General features: G+C 65.1%; 19 protein-coding genes. 12 read left to right on the top strand and 7 right to left on the bottom strand.

Annotation, left to right across the window (positions count from 1 at the left end):
• On the bottom strand, window positions 1–908 hold a 908-nt coding region (locus LQV16_RS19545), incomplete at its 3' end, for a serine hydrolase domain-containing protein (protein WP_229995541.1).
• A gap of 107 nt (window positions 909–1015) precedes the next feature.
• Window positions 1016–1807 (bottom strand): SDR family oxidoreductase, encoded by a 792-nt coding sequence (locus LQV16_RS19540; protein WP_229995540.1) that lies wholly within the window; start codon window positions 1805–1807, stop codon window positions 1016–1018.
• Between the two features lie 331 nt (window positions 1808–2138).
• Between LQV16_RS19540 and LQV16_RS19535 the strand changes: the two genes are divergently transcribed.
• On the top strand, window positions 2139–3626 hold the full coding sequence (locus LQV16_RS19535; protein ID WP_229995539.1) for an MFS transporter: 1488 nt from the start codon (window positions 2139–2141) through the stop codon (window positions 3624–3626).
• A gap of 146 nt (window positions 3627–3772) precedes the next feature.
• Here the strand turns inward: LQV16_RS19535 and LQV16_RS19530 are convergent, their stop codons facing one another.
• Window positions 3773–4447, bottom strand: a complete 675-nt coding sequence (locus tag LQV16_RS19530; protein WP_229995538.1) for a TetR/AcrR family transcriptional regulator — start codon at window positions 4445–4447, stop codon at window positions 3773–3775.
• A gap of 175 nt (window positions 4448–4622) precedes the next feature.
• On the opposite strand from LQV16_RS19530, the gene LQV16_RS19525 reads away from it, so the two are divergent.
• From LQV16_RS19525 to LQV16_RS19515, 3 genes are all read left to right on the top strand, one after another.
• The gene (locus LQV16_RS19525) at window positions 4623–5171 is read left to right on the top strand and encodes a TOPRIM nucleotidyl transferase/hydrolase domain-containing protein (protein ID WP_229995537.1); all 549 of its coding nucleotides are present in this window, start codon (window positions 4623–4625) and stop codon (window positions 5169–5171) included.
• An 81-nt stretch (window positions 5172–5252) separates the two neighbouring features.
• The gene (locus tag LQV16_RS19520) at window positions 5253–5609 is read left to right on the top strand and encodes a hypothetical protein (protein WP_229995536.1); all 357 of its coding nucleotides are present in this window, start codon (window positions 5253–5255) and stop codon (window positions 5607–5609) included.
• Between the two features lie 221 nt (window positions 5610–5830).
• The gene (locus LQV16_RS19515) at window positions 5831–6763 is read left to right on the top strand and encodes an alpha/beta hydrolase (protein ID WP_229995535.1); all 933 of its coding nucleotides are present in this window, start codon (window positions 5831–5833) and stop codon (window positions 6761–6763) included.
• A gap of 54 nt (window positions 6764–6817) precedes the next feature.
• Here the strand turns inward: LQV16_RS19515 and LQV16_RS19510 are convergent, their stop codons facing one another.
• Both LQV16_RS19510 and LQV16_RS19505 read right to left on the bottom strand, forming a co-directional pair.
• On the bottom strand, window positions 6818–7780 hold the full coding sequence (locus tag LQV16_RS19510; RefSeq protein WP_229995534.1) for a hypothetical protein: 963 nt from the start codon (window positions 7778–7780) through the stop codon (window positions 6818–6820).
• A gap of 464 nt (window positions 7781–8244) precedes the next feature.
• Window positions 8245–8559 (bottom strand): hypothetical protein, encoded by a 315-nt coding sequence (locus tag LQV16_RS19505; protein WP_229995533.1) that lies wholly within the window; start codon window positions 8557–8559, stop codon window positions 8245–8247.
• Between the two features lie 423 nt (window positions 8560–8982).
• Between LQV16_RS19505 and LQV16_RS19500 the strand changes: the two genes are divergently transcribed.
• From LQV16_RS19500 to LQV16_RS19480, 5 genes are read left to right on the top strand one after another with little or no spacing between them, the layout of a single operon-like run.
• Window positions 8983–9279: a YnfA family protein gene (locus LQV16_RS19500; protein ID WP_229995542.1), complete on the top strand. Its 297-nt coding sequence runs from the start codon at window positions 8983–8985 to the stop codon at window positions 9277–9279.
• Between the two features lie 54 nt (window positions 9280–9333).
• On the top strand, window positions 9334–9660 hold the full coding sequence (locus LQV16_RS19495) for a winged helix-turn-helix domain-containing protein (RefSeq protein WP_229995532.1): 327 nt from the start codon (window positions 9334–9336) through the stop codon (window positions 9658–9660).
• Window positions 9657–10547 carry a cation transporter gene (locus LQV16_RS19490; RefSeq protein ID WP_229995530.1) on the top strand — a complete coding sequence of 297 codons (891 nt, stop codon included), beginning with the start codon at window positions 9657–9659 and terminating at the stop codon, window positions 10545–10547. The genes LQV16_RS19495 and LQV16_RS19490 overlap by 4 nt, the downstream gene beginning before the upstream one ends.
• The gene (locus LQV16_RS19485) at window positions 10547–11233 is read left to right on the top strand and encodes a thioredoxin domain-containing protein (protein WP_229995529.1); all 687 of its coding nucleotides are present in this window, start codon (window positions 10547–10549) and stop codon (window positions 11231–11233) included. The genes LQV16_RS19490 and LQV16_RS19485 overlap by 1 nt, the downstream gene beginning before the upstream one ends.
• Window positions 11234–11264: 31 nt before the next feature.
• Window positions 11265–11576 carry a thioredoxin family protein gene (locus tag LQV16_RS19480; RefSeq protein ID WP_229995528.1) on the top strand — a complete coding sequence of 104 codons (312 nt, stop codon included), beginning with the start codon at window positions 11265–11267 and terminating at the stop codon, window positions 11574–11576.
• A gap of 372 nt (window positions 11577–11948) precedes the next feature.
• On the opposite strand, the gene LQV16_RS19475 is transcribed toward LQV16_RS19480, so the two are convergent.
• On the bottom strand, window positions 11949–12980 hold the full coding sequence (locus tag LQV16_RS19475) for an NADPH:quinone reductase (protein WP_229995527.1): 1032 nt from the start codon (window positions 12978–12980) through the stop codon (window positions 11949–11951).
• Between the two features lie 326 nt (window positions 12981–13306).
• Here LQV16_RS19475 and LQV16_RS19470 point away from each other — a divergent pair, with 326 nt between their 5' ends.
• Window positions 13307–13930: an HAD family phosphatase gene (locus LQV16_RS19470; RefSeq protein WP_229995526.1), complete on the top strand. Its 624-nt coding sequence runs from the start codon at window positions 13307–13309 to the stop codon at window positions 13928–13930.
• A gap of 268 nt (window positions 13931–14198) precedes the next feature.
• Window positions 14199–15047: an HAD-IIB family hydrolase gene (locus LQV16_RS19465; RefSeq protein ID WP_290369402.1), complete on the top strand. Its 849-nt coding sequence runs from the start codon at window positions 14199–14201 to the stop codon at window positions 15045–15047.
• Between the two features lie 242 nt (window positions 15048–15289).
• On the opposite strand, the gene LQV16_RS19460 is transcribed toward LQV16_RS19465, so the two are convergent.
• Window positions 15290–16525, bottom strand: a complete 1236-nt coding sequence (locus tag LQV16_RS19460) for an MFS transporter (RefSeq protein WP_229995525.1) — start codon at window positions 16523–16525, stop codon at window positions 15290–15292.
• A 269-nt stretch (window positions 16526–16794) separates the two neighbouring features.
• Between LQV16_RS19460 and LQV16_RS19455 the strand changes: the two genes are divergently transcribed.
• The coding region (locus LQV16_RS19455) for a helix-turn-helix transcriptional regulator (protein ID WP_229995524.1) at window positions 16795–17556 on the top strand (762 nt) is incomplete at its 3' end.

Genomic DNA, 17556 nt, shown 5'->3' with positions numbered 1-17556 from the left:
CCGCGCATCCGGGCGATCATGGCGTACAGGTCGTTGGTCATGTCGCCTGTCTGCAGTGTGGTGGCGGCGTCCAGGACGGCCGGCGCAATTAGCTGGCGGCCGTCATGGGCCCCCTTGCGGCGGATCATTTCGGCGAAGGCGAAGACATCGGCAGCGGTGCTGGCCGACCCGACCCACGGCATCTCGGCTTCCTCGTTGATGACGTCGTCCAGGACTTCAATGTCCTTGGCCGAGAGCCAGCCGGAGTCCGGGATGTAGGCCTTGAGCGGAACCATCCGGTCCTTCCAGTCTTCCAGCGGACCGAACCGGGTGTCCTTGAGGCCCAGCGGGCCGAACAGGTTCTTGCCGGCCAGGTCGCGGAACGAGTCGGCACCGTAGACCCGGCGGAGCATCTCGCCCATCAGCGCATGGTTGACCGCGGGTGAGTACGTGAGGTTGGTGCCCGGCTCGTGGACCACGTCGAGTTCGCAGATGGCGGCAATGACGTCTCTGAGGTTGCCCAGCCGGGCGTTCGGGAGCGGTTCGGGCGTGGCCGGCATCCCGGAGCGGTGGGTCAGCAGGTGGGCCAGGTTCACGCGGTCCTTGCGTCCGGCGCGGAACCGGTCGCTGCCGTAGAACTCGGGAATGATGTCCACCACGCGGGTGCTCAGGGCGAGCTTGCCCTCGCCAATGGCCTGGTACACCAGGGCGTTGGTGAAGGCTTTGGTCAGCGAGAGGACCCTGAAGATGCTGTCCGTTTCCATGGCGCGGCCGGCGGCGCGGTCCGCCCATCCGAGGGTGGCGTCGAGGGCCACTTCGCCGTGGCGGGCCACGATGATGCGGGCGCCGTCGTAGTCGCCGGCGCTGATGTCGTTGCGGATGGTCTGCTCTAGTAGTCCGATGGTCTCGGCGTTGAGTCCGTGGGTCATGGTCCTGCTCCTGTGTGCCTGGTTTTAAGGGGGGATGAAAAGCGTGGCGGCAGCCCGCCGTCGTAATTTCCGACGGCGGACCGTTGCCACGGTGCGCAGCGGCAGCCCTACATGTGGAGGCCGCCGGACGGCGAGAGGGTCTGCCCGGTGTAGTAGGCGCCCGCTTCGCTCGAGAGGAACACCATCGTGGCGGCGATTTCCTCCGGGGTTGCGGGGCGTTTGATGGGCTGCATGCCGATCAGCATTCCGGTGATTTCCTCGGGCTGTTGGCGGAACAACGGGGTGTCCACAGCGCCGGGCGCGATCGCGTTGACCCTGATATTGAAGGGGGCAAGTTCGGCGGCCGCTGCCCTGGTCATGCCGAGGACTCCGGCCTTGGACGCCGGGTAGTACAGCGGCATCGGAACGCCGAGCAGGGCTGCCGAGCTGGAGACGTTGACGATTGAGCCGCCGCCAGTGCGCTTCAGCAGGGGCGCCGCTGCCCGCATGACATAGAAGGGACCGAACAGGTTGACTTCCAGGACACGGCGGAAGTCTTCGTCAGTGATGTCGCCGAGGAAGTCGGGGAAAAACTCCTCGCCTTCCCGTGCTGCCCGGAAGGCCCGGACGTTGGTGTCAACGAGTTTGTCGTTCGCCGCCTTGGACGGCGCGTTGATGCCGGCCGCGTTGATGACCACGTCGAGGCGGCCGAATTCTGCGTCGAGTTTGGCAAAGGCATCGTTGACCGCCGTGCTGCTGGTGACGTCCAGCGCGATGGCGAGTGAACCGGGGATGGCGGAGAACTCGCGGGACAACGCCTCATCGGACATGTCCGCACCCACCACCCGGGCACCTGCGTCAGCGAAAGCCTTTGCGGTGGCAAGGCCGATTCCGGAGGCCGCTCCGGTAATGAATGCCACTTTTCCTTCAAGAGTCACGACGTTGTGCCTTTCTGCTGTCCACCCCGCAGTGCGGTCATGGGCTGTGATGTAGGGCACCAGTGTTGCAGTTCGCTAGACACATGTCCAGCCAAATGCTGGACGTTCGACAAATAAAAAAGCATTTGTTGAATCACTAGACAACAGTCCAGCCAATGTGTTCTGCTTCTCTCATCCCCGTGAGGACGGTCACACATCACCGGCCGGGTCTGAACACACTTCCCGGCGCTTCGCTCTGGAGCCTGCCGGCTGCGGGGACCCCGTACCAGAGACAGAACTTCGAGGCCCCCGGGCCTCTCTTCAAAGGAGAAGCATGACAGTTCCCACGACGGGCTCCCCGGCCGTCCAACTGGCCCCGGCAGAGCTGCCGGATACGCAGAGAAAGCTCCCCTGGAAGCGCGCCGGCATGCTCATGGCCGTGACGTTCTCCGGCCTGCAGATGCTCAACGAAGTGGGCGCCATGATGGCCATCCCGCTCTACCAGTCCATGAGCATGGATCTTGGCCTCACGCCGTCCCAGGTCTCCTGGGCACTGCTGGCCACCCTCCTCATGGGGGCGGCCTCCATCGCCCTGCTGTCCAAGGCGGGCGATGTCTTCGGCCACCGCAAGGTGATGATCATCTGCATCGTCGGCATCTTCGTGGGCTACATCATGTCAGCACTCGCTACTGATTTCACCGTCCTGGTGATCGGCCGCGCGCTGACCGGCATCATGGCCGGACAGGCCCTGGTGGTGGGCATCATGAACGACCGCCTGAGCAACTTCGACCGCAAAAAGGCCATCGGCATCATCGCGGGCGGCCAGGCCGTCGGCGTCACGCTGGGCTTCGGCGTGGGCGGACTCATGGTGGTCGTCGGCGCAACGTGGCGCCACGCCTTCTGGATCGGCGCCGCCCTGACCGTCCTGAGCATGGCGGGAATGCTGCTATGGGGCTCGGACTCGGACGCCACGCTGCGGAACCGGGGCAAGAGCAAGCGCATCGATGTCGCCGGCGTCACTCTGCTCGGCTTCTCCCTTACGGCCATCTGCATCGGTTTGAGCCAGAGCCCGGCCTGGGGTTTCACCTCGCCCGCCACCCTGACCTGGGTGATCGCCGGCGTCGTGGGCCTTGGCCTGGCGCTTGTAGCGGAATCCCGCAGCAAGCAGCCGCTCGTTGACATCTCCCTGCTGCTGAGCACGCGACTGATGCCCGCCTACGCCGTATTCGTGACCCTGGGCATCGCCGGCATCATGATGTTCAACTTCGTGATGGGCTGGGCACTGACACCTGCCGAGCTGGCCGGCTACGGCTTCGGACTCAATCCACTGACCGCCGGTTTCCTGTTCATCCCCATGACCCTGGCCGGAATCGTCGTTTCCACCGTCATCCCGCGGCTGCTGCACCGTGTTCCCCCGCGCGGCCCACTCGCCGCCGGGGCGTTCCTGCTGATGCTGTCCTTTGTCTGGCTGTACTTTATGCACACTCAGCTGTGGGCCGTCGTCGTCGGCATCCTCTTCTACGGCGTCGCCTACACCACGGTCCTGACCATCGCCATCTCGATCATCGCCGCCGAAGCGCCGGCCGGGAAAGGCGCCGGCACGGCCTCCATCTACGTGGGGATTGCGCTGTCCGCCTCGGCAATCGGCACGGCAGTCTACGCCGCCATCATCGGCCTGAACACAACCCCCGCGGCTCCGCTTCCGCCGGCCGAAAACTATGCCACCGGCTTCCTGACGGCGGCCATCGTCTCGATCGTGGCGATCATCGCGGCATTCACCCTCTCCAAGCGCGTGCAGCTGACCGAAGTGGCCAGCCACTGAGGTCGAAGGATCCGCTGACATGGATCAGCGCAGGTTGAATCACCGCGGTTTGAATCAGCTCAGCTGAGCATTTGAACCACAACAAGGGCGCCGGGCCCATGGTCCGGCGCCTTTGGCGTCTGGTTCTAACGTGTGGTTCTGTCCGTCTAGCTGGCGGTGGCGTCACCGCGGACGAAGGCCAGCCACTGCATTGCCAACACGTCCTTGAGCAGGGCCATGTCCAGTGGCCTGCCGCGAAGGATCGTAAAGAACATGGTCCTGTCCAGCGCCATCTGGAGTGTCAGCAAATGGAGCCGCGCGCGTTCGTGCTGCACCGGATCCGTATACCGGGCAAAGGTCCTCGGCATGACCTTGTAGGTGTCGCCGAGGATAGTCATCCACGTCTCGGTCACCAGGTCATCGTTCGCCAGAGCCTGCTCCATGGTGGTGAAGTCGCTGGAGCGCTCTCGCCACAACATGATGGTGTCGTCCAGCCAGTCGAGGATGCTGGCCTGGTCCGGATCTTCCAAATCGTCCAGGCGGCGGTAGGCGGCCATCACGTCGGACTGGCTCCGCCTCATCAGCTCGGCAACGATCTCCGCTTTGGTCCGGAAATAGACGTAGAACGTGGCGCGGCTGGCGCCGGCCGCACTCGCGATGTTCTCGGCAGTCGTCTCATTGAAGCCGCGGCTGCGGAATTCCTCCGAAGCGGCCTCGATCAGCCGCTCGCGGGTCACTTGTTTCTGCACCTCACGCAGGGATTGCCTGGGAGCCTGCGTGCGTTGGGAACCCGGCGCTTGCCGACGAGGCCCAGCATATTCTTCGTTGTCGGCAGTGGTCACGCTCACCAACTTATCACCGGGAACGGCTGGAATTCGGAAACCCGAAGCGAGCCCTCACCAGCCCTTGAGCGTGAAACTGCTGAATTCAGGTCGCACCGAAAGACGACTCGCGAAATCCTTGCACCCATCTACCGGGAGTATCCTGTCGCGGCCGGGCGTCCGACATACTAGTTCCATGCAGGCGACGACGGTATTGGTCGAGGGCGAGAGTGACCGGCTGGCGGTCGAGACGCTGGCCTTACGCCTTGGCCATGACCTGACAGCCTTGCGGGTGTCGGTCGTACCGATGGGAGGCGCGACCAGCATCGTCCACTTCATCGACCGCTACGGCCCGAATGGTGCAGGCCACCGGTTGTTGGGCCTGTGTGATGCAGGGGAATCTCGTGGCATCGCCCGCGCGCTCGGCCGTGCAGGTATCGGGTCCGGTTCGCTGGCCGAGCTTGGGTTCTACGTCTGTGACGCCGATCTAGAGGACGAACTCATCCGCTGCCTTGGGATCGATGCCGTGCTCAAAGTCATCGCGGCTCAAGGCGAGCTCGCGTCGTTCCGGCTCCTCCAACGCCAGCCGTCACTGCGAGATCGGCCAATAACGGCGCAGTTGCGCCGGTTCTTCGGAGGACGCAGCGGTAACAAGGTCCGATACGCGCCACTGCTGGTCGACGCATTGCCGGCCGGACATGCGCCTGCGCCGCTGGCCCGCCTCGTTGCATCATTCTCACGGTGATCCGACTGTCCAAATAGATGGGCCCTCGCCGCAGGAGTTGGCGCGGCGGTCGCGTCGTTGGTGCAGGCCGCCATCACCGCGGTGACTGTCCTCGAAGTCGACACGATGACAGCCGAGGACACACTCGGACTCGTGCACGCAATTGACCGCCTCGACAGCCTGAAGCTGCTGCTGCTCGCAGGCTTTGTCGCTACCGTAACCACCGTGCTGCGCCGCAATGGGTTCACCGCACACTGGGTCCCCGCCATCGCAGTGCTGCTCGTCCCGATGCTGGTCACCGGGACTGTCGCGTTTGCCGTGTCCAACCAAGTGCTGGACACCATCCTGGCGGGATCCCTGGTGCTGCTTCTGGTGTGGGCGGCGGGAATCGCCTGGACCATGAGGCCCCGGCGAGCGCGAATCGCACCGGAGATCCAGCAGTCACGGCCGACCGCCTGATCGTCGCCCAACCTGTCCTGCACAGCCTGATCCCCATGAACGTCGGAGAACTCAAGGGAAGCGAGCGTCCTTCCGATTTATCCGAGACAGAGGTACCGCCCGGCCCACCCCGGTAACTTGATCAGAACGTTGTCCGCCCTGGGGCCTGGCTCGTCACAGTGTTGTTCCGAAGTGATTTCTCCTCAAGCCGTCTCGCCGGCCAGTTGGAGTACTGTTCGATCATGACGACGTCTGGGCGGGAACCCGGTAGTCCACAGCCCAACGTCAGGGTGACGACGAACCATGTCAGGTCGGAAGGCGATGACCTGTACTTCGAAGTACGGGGTCACGGGCCGGCGTTTTTGTTGATCCCTGGAGCCGGTGGGGACGCGGACTTGTATGCGGCCGTCGCGGACCTCCTCTCAGACGAATTCAAGGTAATCACCTACGACCGCCGTGCGAACGCCCGCAGCACTTCCAACAGTCCCCAGAATTTCGAGATCAGCCAGCAAAGCCGGGATGCGGTAGCAGTCATCCATGCCGCCGGTGAGCAGGCGGCCTTCATCTTCGGGAGCAGCAGCGGGGCTGTCATTGCCCTTGATGCGGCGAGAACCCACCCCCATGCCGTGCGGGCCGCCATCGCTCACGAGCCGCCGTGTGCGAGGGTATCCCCGAATGCTGCCAAGTGGCAGCGTTTCTTCGCCAACGTGTACCGAACGGCCTACCACTTCGGCCCTTCGCTGGCAGGGCTTCGTTTCATCTTCGGAATTCAGGTTCCCGTGAGGAAACTTGTCAAAGGACATGCCCAAGCCGCGAGATATGCCCGCGGCCATAGAGAGTTCCGGCAACACGAGTCTCGCATCAGCTCGCTCGACGCGAACAGTGTCCTGATGAAGCTCGAACTCCTGCCGGTGACGAACTATCTCCCGGATGTTCAAATGGTTCATCGCAACGGAGTGACGGTCATTATGGCCGTGGGCAAGTGGACCCAGGAACGGAAGACCTGGCTTGCTGAAGTGTCGCTCATCCTGGCAGAGCGGCTGGGCTGTGAGCTGGTGACATTCCCGGGTCACCATGGCTCGTACACCGACATGCCCCACGAATGGGCGGCAACCCTGCGCAGGGTTTTGCGCAAAGCCGGCGGAACAGAGCAAACCGGCCAACTGACGAAATGACAGCCTGCTCAGGCGTATCCGCGCCTGGGTCCGCCGCTTTGGTGCTTGGGTCAGTCAACTGCGTGGACGCGGCCTTTGGCCTGCGGCAACATCCTTGCGTTCGCGGAGAACCTGGACGCCTGCCTCCGCGTAGGGCTTTGCGACGAGGAGGACCCCCGCCAGTGCTGCCGCGAGCGTCCCGATGCTGAGGGCGAACTGCGCCTGACCAGTGTAGGCCTGGAAGACGCTGACTGCCAGGACCAGGGAATAGCCGATGCCCGCGCTCCACACCGCGTGCCGACGTCGAACATCTGACCAGGAGGAGCGCTGGACAAGCCACCCAAGCAGGGGCAGCACCTGGATGGCATGCAGGGCGATGCCATGAGGAGATTTGAGGATGCCGGCGGCACCGAGGACGACACCTTCCGGACCAAAGACCGCTGCCTCGTTGCCAGACAGGACGGCAGGTTCGCCGACGCCGATTATCGCCGCGCCGAGGACCTGTCCCGCGACGAGCAGCACCATACCGGCCCGGACGGACAGCGTGAGGTCGGGGGCACCGGGTTTGGCTGAGGTGAAACTCAGGATGGCCAGGCTGACAATCACGACGACGATGACCATGACGGTCATGCCCATAGCTGAGAAGACCATGGCGTCGAAGGGCGTGGCGGTGTTGAAATGCGAGGGTACCCCGCGCCAGGCCTGCATGGTCACCAGCGCGGCCTCGACCACAAACGCGGCGCTGAGAATGCCGAGAAGGAGCCACGAGGTCAACGGGCGCAACCGTAGGCAAGATTCGATGAGGGCGAGCGTGATGGCGGTGAGTGCCAGGGACAAGCCAAAGGTGATCGGCTTGCGCCACGAGACAGGGCCTTCCCAGGCAGTGCCTGACTGCAGGAACACCACGGTATGGAAGACGGCGGAGACGGCCATGATAAGGCCGACGGCGGCGAGGACTTTGGCTGGCGCGGACAGGTGCTGCCAGTTGCGGAGGAGGAACGAAGTACGGGGGCGCTGGTTCACGGTTGCTGTGGGCACGACGTTCAGACTAGGGCGACTAATGGTCCAGAAGGATCGGGGACTCCCCTGAAGCGGACCCTGGGCAAACCCGGATTTCACCCTTGGTCGCGGGAGAGTTTCCATTCAGTTGAACGCCCGCGTCACGGCAGGAACCTGGATCCAGACAGAGCTAATGTTGCCAACCAGCCGTGTCCGTCTCACAATCGGCACGTGAGATTCGATGGAGTGGTTCCCGAAGAAACAAGCAGCGACGGCTTCGACAACCTCGTGCCGATTCCACACGACGTGCATCAGACCCAGTTCAAAGCATGATGGAGCTACTGCTGAGCCGACCGTAAATGCTGCCCTCGACCCCTATCGCAACTGGACCGAGCCCCGCGACGGCGCCGGGTCGAACCCATTCCGGCTCTTGGTGCTTGAAAAGATCGGCCAACTCATCCGTGGTCTACCCGACGGGGCAGGCGGTCCTGGGTCCCTGTTGCCTAGCCGCCGTCGCTGATGTTTTCCAGGAACCACTGGGTAGCGGGCGGGTTCCGGCGCAGGGTGAAGGTCCGCAGTGCGGAGTTTGAGCTAAGGCGGACCTGGATGCGCCAGTATTCGATGCCCACCAGGTCGCCGTCGCCTACGGCCGCCGTGCGCTGGGTGTCCGGCCAGGCCTCCCGGATGAACCAGTGCACCGGATCGGCGGCTGCGGCCCAGATGCGGCCCTCATGCCGGATGGCCAGGGGTGTGCCGGCCGGGGTGAACCGGACATCCACGGCAACGTCCAGGGCCGATCTATTCGCTGTTGCCGTCACGGTCTGCTCGTTCTCCCAAGTTCCTGTTCATCGTTTCTTCCCGGCGGGTGACCGCCGAACTCCACACCAGGTCCGGTAGGTCCTGGTCATCGAAGTCCCCTCATGGCGCCAACGCGGCCCACTGAACCGGCCCGCCGCCATTGACGAAAACAAGGAAAGCAGCATTGCCAACTAACAGGCTGAGGCCTAATGGGGGCAGTCGACAGCCCGCTTTCGCCATGGAAGGCTGGCCGGCGCCCGATGGGGACAGACGCCGGCAAGCGCTGACGGTGAAGGGTCGACCGGAGACCAGATGCGGGGAAGGCGCCGGCCGACGCTTACGGTGCAGGGCCGGCCGGTGCCCGATGGGGGGTCCTGGCTCCGAGCGGCGCTTACAACGGGGTAATCGTTGGGGTAGCCCGAAAGGTTACGCACCGATCGGAAATTCTTTTTTCTTTTCAGGCCCGGCTCGTATGGCAGTCGGTCCGCGAAGGCAAGGAATGGTGGTGGGCCGGACTCGGGGTCGTGGCCCTGGGTGTCTACGGCTTCGCCGCGACACTGCAGCCCGACGCGCACTTCGGCCGGATCCTCGCCGCCTATGGAGGGGTGTTCGTTGCCGGGTCCCTGGCCTGGGGGATGATTTTCGACGGTTTCCGGCCCGACCGGTGGGACATCACCGGCTCCGTGATCTGCCTGCTCGGGGTGGCCGTGATCATGTTCGCACCGCGCAGCGCCGGCTGAAAAGCGCCTCAATACACAGTTGTGTGAATACATCGGTGCCTGTATTTTGGTTGCATGGAAACCCTCACGCATGCCCCGGTGCTGGCCCGGTTCGGCTACGCGGTCTCTGATCCCACCCGGGCGCGGATTCTGCTGGCCCTGGCGGATGCGCCCGCGTACCCGTCGGAGCTGGCCGATTCCCTGGGGGTCTCGCGGCAGAGCATGTCCAACCACCTGACATGCCTGCGGGGCTGCGGCCTCGTGGTGGCTGTCCCGGACGGCCGGCGGACCCGGTATGAGCTCGCTGACGCCCGGTTGGGACATGCCATCAGGGATCTGCTCGGCGTGGTGCTGGCCGTTGACCCGGCCTGCTGTGCCCCGGACGGGACGTGCCTGGCATGACCACGACAATTCAGCCCGTGCACACGGCCTCCCGGCGCGCCGTCTTGAGCCGGCGGATCCGGCTGTTCGCGGCCGCGACCATCACTTACAACATCATCGAGGCCGTCGTCGCGCTCTGGGCAGGCAACGTCGCGGACTCGTCAGCATTGATCGGCTTCGGACTCGATTCGGTGATCGAGGTCGCCTCCGCGGTCGCCCTGTCCTGGCAGTTCTCCGCCAAAGACCCTGAACGGCGCGAGCACCTGACCCTGCGGATCATCGCGATCTCCTTCTTCGCCCTGGCACTGTTCGTCTCTGTGGACTCCTTCAGGTCGCTGACCGGAGGCGGCGAGGCACAGCATTCCACTCCGGGCATTGTCATCGCTGCCCTGAGTCTGGCCATCATGCCCGTGCTGTCCTGGCTTCAGCGCCGGGCCGGACGGGAACTCGGATCCAGGACCGCGGTGGCGGATTCCAAGCAGACGCTGCTGTGTACATACCTCTCCGCCGTGCTGCTGGCCGGTCTGGTGCTGAACAGCACGCTGGGATGGTGGTGGGCAGACGCCGGCGCAGCCCTGGTCATCGCCGGGATCGCCGGCCGGGAAGGCACCAACGCCTGGCGCGGCGATGTGTGCTGCACCGTCCCGCATACCGGGGTAAGCCACGACGGGGAAGGTGACGATTGCTGTGCCACCCCCGAACCCGGCCCCGGCACAAACGACGACGGCGGACCGGCCGGTTCGGGTGTGCACGCAGTTCCGAATACGGATACCGGGCAAAGTGCGGCTTCCGGCTGCTGCGAGGGCTGCGGATCCGGTCCCGAACCGAAAGCTGTCAGCCTGTCTCTGACCCCAAAAACGACTGCCACAGAACCAGCCCGCAGCGACCAGAAAAGCATCAACCACTGATGACACGGACCCTGACAAACACCCCGGCCTCCAGCGACCCGGCCAAGACGGCCCGCCTGGTGATATGGATCTTGCTGGGGGTCATCGTCGCCGGCGGTGTCATCTGGTACGCGATCTTCACCGCCACCAAACCCACACCCCCGCATGCTGCCACGGACGCACAGCTCGTCCGGGAGGACAGCCACCGCGTGACATCTCCATCCACGGAGAAGGCGCAACTGGTCGAGTTCCTGGACTTCGAATGCGAATCTTGCCGCGCCGCCGAGCCGCTCGTGCAGCAACTGAAGCAGGAATACGGGGACAGGATCACGTTCGTCCACCGTTACTTCCCGCTCCCCGGGCACCGGAACTCCGGAACCGCGGCCCTCGCCGTCGAAGCCGCGGCCGCGCAGGGCAAGTACGAACAGATGGCCGCAAAGCTGTTCGAAACCCAGCCCCAGTGGGGCGAAAAGCAGGACTCCCAAGGCGCCCTGTTCCGGACCTTCGCGCAGGAGCTCGGCCTGGACCTGGACGCCTACGACGCCGCCGTGACGGATGAACAGACCAAGGACCGGATCCGCAAAGACGTCACCGACGGCACAGCCCTGGGCGTGACCGGGACACCCACGTTCTTCCTCGGCGGCGAAAAGCTCGTCCTTAGCAGCGAAGCGGACTTCCGCCAGAAACTCACCGACGCCGCAAAATAGCCCGGTTGACCCGGACAGGAACAATGACCGCATGAGAATAGAACTGCTCCACATCGATGACTGCCCCAACACGTCAAAAGCGCTCGAACAGGTCGAAGCAGCCCTGACCGCCCTGGGGCGTGGTGACGTCCCCGTCCATTTGCGGCCCATAAAGTCTTCTGCAGATACCGCCGGAACCGGATTTGCCGGTTCACCCACGATCACCGCAGACGGAACCGACATCTTCCCCGACGGAGCACCAAGCAGTGAACTCGCATGCCGGATCTACCCCACGCCCGGCGGTCATGCGGGCGTGCCGACCGTCGTCCAAGTCATGGAAGCCCTCACGAACCATGGCCTCTGATACGTACTGCCAGTGCACCTGCTGCGGGCGGACAATGCAGCGCGAGAAACTTCATGCCCTCGGCGCCGAACCCGCCTACATTTGCCGGCGATGCGGGCTGTGGGTCGCCCTAAGGCGTCGGACCCGACCCTGAGCCAGCCAACTCTACAGCGGCCGATTGCCCGGTGCAGAGGACTTCGGACATTCCGTGCAGACGACTCCTGAAAATGACACCGAAGCCCTAGAATCCCGCGATATCTGACCGTCCGCCAAGTTGACCCAAAAGTGCGGCCATATTGATCCATCACGGTGCGCAGTCCGGACTGCTCGGCCCGCGCGGTTCTGCGGCTGCACCGCGTGATGATCCGCGCGAGGCTCCCGAAGCGTTATCGCCTAGCCCGCTGACACATCGATCAGCACCTTGCCGACGATGCTCTCTTCCACCGCCGCGTGGGCCGCAGCAGTGTCAGCCAGGTCAAACCGATGCAGCGGAAGACCCGCGGCCTCTCCCACCGGAAGGGCGCCGTCTGCGATGGCCGCATTGATGTCCTCGGCGGCGGCGTGCACCACCGCCATGCCAACGGTGTAGAGCAACACGAACTGATAGCGGACGTTGAGACTGAAATGCCTGCGCACGTCCAGGGTCACCTGATCGCCTCCATTGTTGGCGTAGACCGCGATGGAGCCGCGGTTGCGGATCACTGCCAGGTCGAGTTCCGCGTTCAGCGCGGGTGCCACCTCCACGATCTGGTCGACGCCGTTGGGAGCGATCCGGCGGATCTCCGCGGCCGCGTGGGTTTCCCGGTAATTGATGACGTGATCGGCGCCGGCGGCCGTGACCAGCGCAGCCTTCGCGGGTCCGCTCACGGTCGTGATCACAACGGCGCCGGCCCACTTGGCGAGCTGGATCGCCGCATGGCCTACGGCGCCTGCCCCTCCAGCGACGAGAACGACTTTGCCGCCCAAGGCTCCCGGGTGCAGCCGCCGCGGGCCGTCCTCGGCGATGGTCAGGGCCCGGTGGGCGGTGACCGCCGGAACGCCCAGGCTTGCACCGAGGTCGAACCCGGCATTCTCCGGCAGCGGAAAGACCCGCTCAGCCGGCAGGACGGCGAACTCCTGCGCTGTCCCGCCGTCGGCGCGCTGGTAGGCGGCCAAGGCCAGCCAAACCCTGTCACCGACGTGGAGATGCTCGACGCCGGGTCCGACGGCGTCCACCACTCCGGCACCGTCTTGGTTCGGCACGACCTCCGCGAAGGGCAACGGCTCGCCCGGTTTGGCCCCGCGGCGGGACTTCCAGTCGGTGGGGTTCACCGCGGAGACCATGATCCGCACGCGTGCCTCCCCGCGCCCCGGGTCGCGGATCTCGCGGTCGACGAGCTCGAGAACAGACGGGTCGCCGGTTGCACGGTACACGATAGCTTTCATACTCAGACCTAACGCCGGCCCCGACCGAAAATTCCCGCCGGTGCCGGACCAGATGCGGGCAACGGGCCTCGCCAGGAACGTCCTTCGTCCTGACTGGACCGCCTTGTGGCGGGACTTCAAGGGTCGAGACCCGGCCTCAGCAGCTCGAATCAATCAATCACCAGGTCCGGCCGGGCCGTCCGGGCTGCACCGGAGGGATCAGGAGGCTCCCGGACGTCAGCTGGCCGGTGCAGGCCGGCGTCGCTGGCGCAATTGCCTCAGCGTACAGTTCAAACCAGCGAATCAAACCAGCGAAGTGAGCGACTTTCTATCCGGAGCAACCGCATATGCCCACCACCGTCAAGGCCGCCCCCGGCGAGCCCCTGCCATGGACTGGCTATCGCGCCTTGATTTTTGACTGGGACGGCACCCTGGTTAACAGCCATGGGGCCAACTACCAGGCCATGGCCGCAGCCCTGAACGCACAGGGTGCGCGAATGGAAAAGGTGTGGTTCGATGCCCGAACAGGATTGTCCACTCCGGAGATGGCCTCTCTCATCAGCGGCGAGCAGAACATCGACCTGAATCTGGACCAGATCGTGAGCGCGCGCAACAGCGAATACATGCAGCTGCTCGAGTCCGTCAGGGAAATCGTGCCAGTAGTCAACGTTCTCCGTGAAGCGTCAGCGGCAGGGGTTCTGACCGCTCTTGCAACCGGCGGAGGAAAGGCCACTGTGATGCCCACCGTCGACGAGCTCGGGCTGCGGGATCTATTCAACGTCATTGTCACGAGAGAAGATGCCGAGCGTGGGAAACCGGCGCCGGATATCTTCCTGACTGCAGCGAAACGCCTGGAGGTCTCCCCCGCCGACTGCCTGGTTTTTGAGGACAGTGAAGAGGGACTCGCTGCGGCCCAGCACGCAGGCATGGACTCGGTGGATGTACGAGCGCTGCGCGGAACTGTCGCGTGAACGACGGCTGTCCGCCGGACGGGCAAAACTATGTGATCCCGTGACACCAGGGGGACCAGTTCATAGGGACCGACTCCCCTCTCCTGTAATCTGGGCGCTCCGGTCCGGGTTAGGACATCCGTGCGGCGGCACGGTGTGAACACGGGCGCCACCCGATGCCGGGCCTCTCTGGCCAGCCGCCGATTCGGAAGTGGAACAGCGAGAACGTCAAATCCACAAGAAGGAGTCCCGGCTGGATCGGGATGGTGCTGGGATATGATCGCGGATCATGAGCGCAACGCCGAGCACCACAGGAACCGTCCGGGCTGTCTTCCTTGACGTGGACGGCACCTACGCGGACTACGGCGTGGTCCCCGAGGGCCATGCGCGCGCTGTGCGGGCAGTGCGTGAAGCCGGCCACCGGGTCCTGCTATGCACCGGCCGGCCGGTCTCGATGCTGCCCGACAGTATCCTCGCGGCAGGCTTCGATGGCATCGTGGCCAGCGCCGGCGCCTACGTGGAGGTGGCCGGGACCGTGCTCGTGGACCGGCGCTTCCCGGCAGATCTCGCGGCCAGAACGGTTAGGGCACTCGACGCGCACGACGCCGTGTATGTCCTGGAGGCGCAGGAGGCGCTGCACGTTTCACCGGCGGCGATGCAGCGTTTGCGAGCGATCCTCGACGCCCATTTCAGCAAGGCGCAGGAGGGCCCGGTGGGTTCTTCCGCTATTCTCGGCGCGGTGCGCACCACTGCGGACCGTGGGGCCGTGCCCTTCGCCAAGGTCTCCGTCTTTGAGTCGCCCGTTGCCATGGAGCGCCTGGTCCAGGAAATCGGCGACGGCATTGCCGTCGTCGCCAATTCGGTGGCCGACGAGGGCCGGCACGCCGGCGAACTGTACCAGTTCGGGATCAGCAAGGCTGACGGTGTCGCGGCCGTTATCGCCCACCTCGGCATCTCCCGCGAAGACACAGTTGCGATAGGTGACGGCGCCAATGACCTGGAGATGATCGCCTACGCAGGTGTCGGCATCGCCATCGAAGGCTCGTCCCCCGAGCTTATGGCCATCGCGGACCTCACCGCCGCCGGTCCGCGGCAGGAGGGGCTCGTTGCCGCGTTCGCCGAGCTCGGCCTCCTCTAATCCGGCACGGCTTGGGATTTCGCGGAAGTGACATGACGCTTGCCAAGCAACTAGGCTTCACGGCCCCTTCGTCACAGACCAACTGATACACAAGACACTCTCGCCGTACGCGGACGACCTAATCATTGCCACAAAAGTAGGACAATCGCGAGAAGGACCCGGCCAGTGGACCGCCCTCGGTCGGCCCGTTCATGAGACGCCGGCGGCGCCGGAGGCAACCGCAGGCGCAGCGCCGTCGGGCTTTACCGCGCGGCACGACGGCGGGTGGCGAGGGCGAGTGCAATGGCGGGAATCAAGGTCAAAGCGGCAATGATCGTGCCGACGAGGCCGGGACCGGTGGTCCCGAGCGGGGAGAGCAGGGCTGCCCCGGCGATGGCGGTGCCCACGGCGGTGCCTGCGTTGAACGCCGAGACACTTAGGGCGGAACCGAGGGTCGCGGCTTTCCCGGCGAAGCGGACCGCCAGGTGAATCAGCACACTGTTGGCGCTGAGGCCGAACAGGCCCAGCAGGACTACCAGTGCGCTGGTCAGCCATGGCGAACCGGGCAGCAGGCTGATTCCCAGCAGGAGGATGGTGGTCACCGCGGGTGTAATGATCGTGATCGGGCCGGGGTGGGCGTCGCCGAAGCGGCCGGCGAGGAGGGTGCCGATGACCGAGCCCATACCGAATCCGGTGAGCACCAGCGGGACCTGGGCAGCGTTCACGCCGGCCTGATCCGTCAGGATCGGGGCGATGTAAGAGTAGGCGGCGAGCACGCCGCCGCACGTCGCGGCGCAGGCAGCCAGCGCCAGCCACAGCCGGCCCGAGCGGAGACCGGCCAGTTCGGCACGGATCGAAGTTGTTTGCGCCGCCGGGGCGCCGTGCGGCACGAGGCGGGCGACGAGAACAGTGGCAACTGCGGCGGCGGCCGCCAGGGCCCAGAAGGTTCCGCGCCAGCCGACGAGCTGCGCTACGAATGCCCCCAGCGGCACGCCGAGAACGGTGGCCAGTGCCCCGCCGGCGCCCACGACCCCTACCGCGCGGGCACCTGAAGACGGGCCCGCGGCGCGGGTGGCCACCACAGCGGAAACCGCCCAGAACGCGCCGGTGGCAAGGGCGCTGACGAACCGCGCCACCAGCAACAGCGTGAAGTCCGGGCCAAGCGCCACAACGATGTGGCCGATAACGAACACCATGAGCGCCAGGACCAACGTCAGCTGCCTGGACATGCGCATCGTCAGCATTGCCATCAGCGGCGCGCCTATGACCATGCCGACCGCGAAGACGGTGATCAGCGATCCGGCCTGGGCGACGCTCACCTGCAGGTCTCCCGCGATCATCGGAAGAATGCCGGCCACCACGAACTCGCTCGTGAGCATCAGGAACGTACCCAGTGCCAGCACGTAGACCACCACCGGAAGCTTCGGCCGCCGTCCGATCTCACCGGTTTTCGTATTGCCGGCAGTAATGCCGTCCTTGATTTTTGTCTGCACGCTCATACGCATTCCTCATTTAGGCAGTGGAAAATGTCTTGTATCCATTTCAACCGTTTGCTCACCCGGCGGAGAAGGCTGCGTTTATCGGGGTATAAACGGTCCCCCCTTTACCGGAACATCGGCGGGTGCGGGCATGCTCACGAAGCGCGGCGACCCGTCCCGACTGCGACTCATGGATTGGCAATCCAAGGCATCTGGCGAGTGGGGGCGGGGTTTATGGGGGAAGAAACTGTCTCCCCCTAACCGAAGTGAACCGGGGTTACCGTGGACGTATGGACCATCTGCCTGACAACCGCACCGACATCCGGGACTTCCTGGCCAGCCGCCGCGCCAAGCTCAACCCGGACCAGGTCGGCCTCCCCGCCGGAACCCGACGGCGGGTCCCGGGGCTGCGACGCGAAGAGGTCGCCGTGCTCGCCGGGGTGAGCACCGAATGGTACGCGCGGCTCGAGAAAGGCCACATCAGCGGCGTCTCCGAAGATGTACTCGAAGCCGTCGCCCGGGCACTGCACCTGGACGATGAAGAACGCGCCTACCTCTTCGAACTGGCCCGGGCGGCCCGGCCCGCAAAGCGGACACCCGTCCGCAGCAAAGAGCCGGAGGTGGCTGCCCAGGTCCGGTGGCTGCTTGACTCCATCACCATGTCCGCCGCGTTCGTCCGCAACGGCCGGCTCGACGTCGTCGCCGCCAACCCGCTGGGCCTGGCGCTTCACGCTCCAATGTTCGCCAGCGACACCACCACCGCGAACGGCCACGCGAACTTCGCGCGCTTCCACTTCCTCGATCCGACCTCGCGGGACTTCTTTATCGACTGGGACGCCGGCGCCGCAGCCACCGCCGCCCTCCTCCGCACCGAAGCCGGCCGCGAGCCCAACGACAAGGCCCTCCGCGAACTCGTCGGCGAACTGTCCACGCTCAGCCCGGAATTCCGCACCCTATGGGCATCGCACGATATCCGATTCCGCCACGACGGCATCAAACGGCTCCAGCACCCCGTTGCCGGATACCTGGAACTGACCTACCAGTCCCTCGCC

The sequence above is a fragment of the Arthrobacter sp. Bi26 genome (assembly GCF_918697925.1).
GTDB lineage: Bacteria > Actinomycetota > Actinomycetes > Actinomycetales > Micrococcaceae > Arthrobacter.
This window is presented reverse-complemented; position numbering and strand designations above follow the sequence as displayed.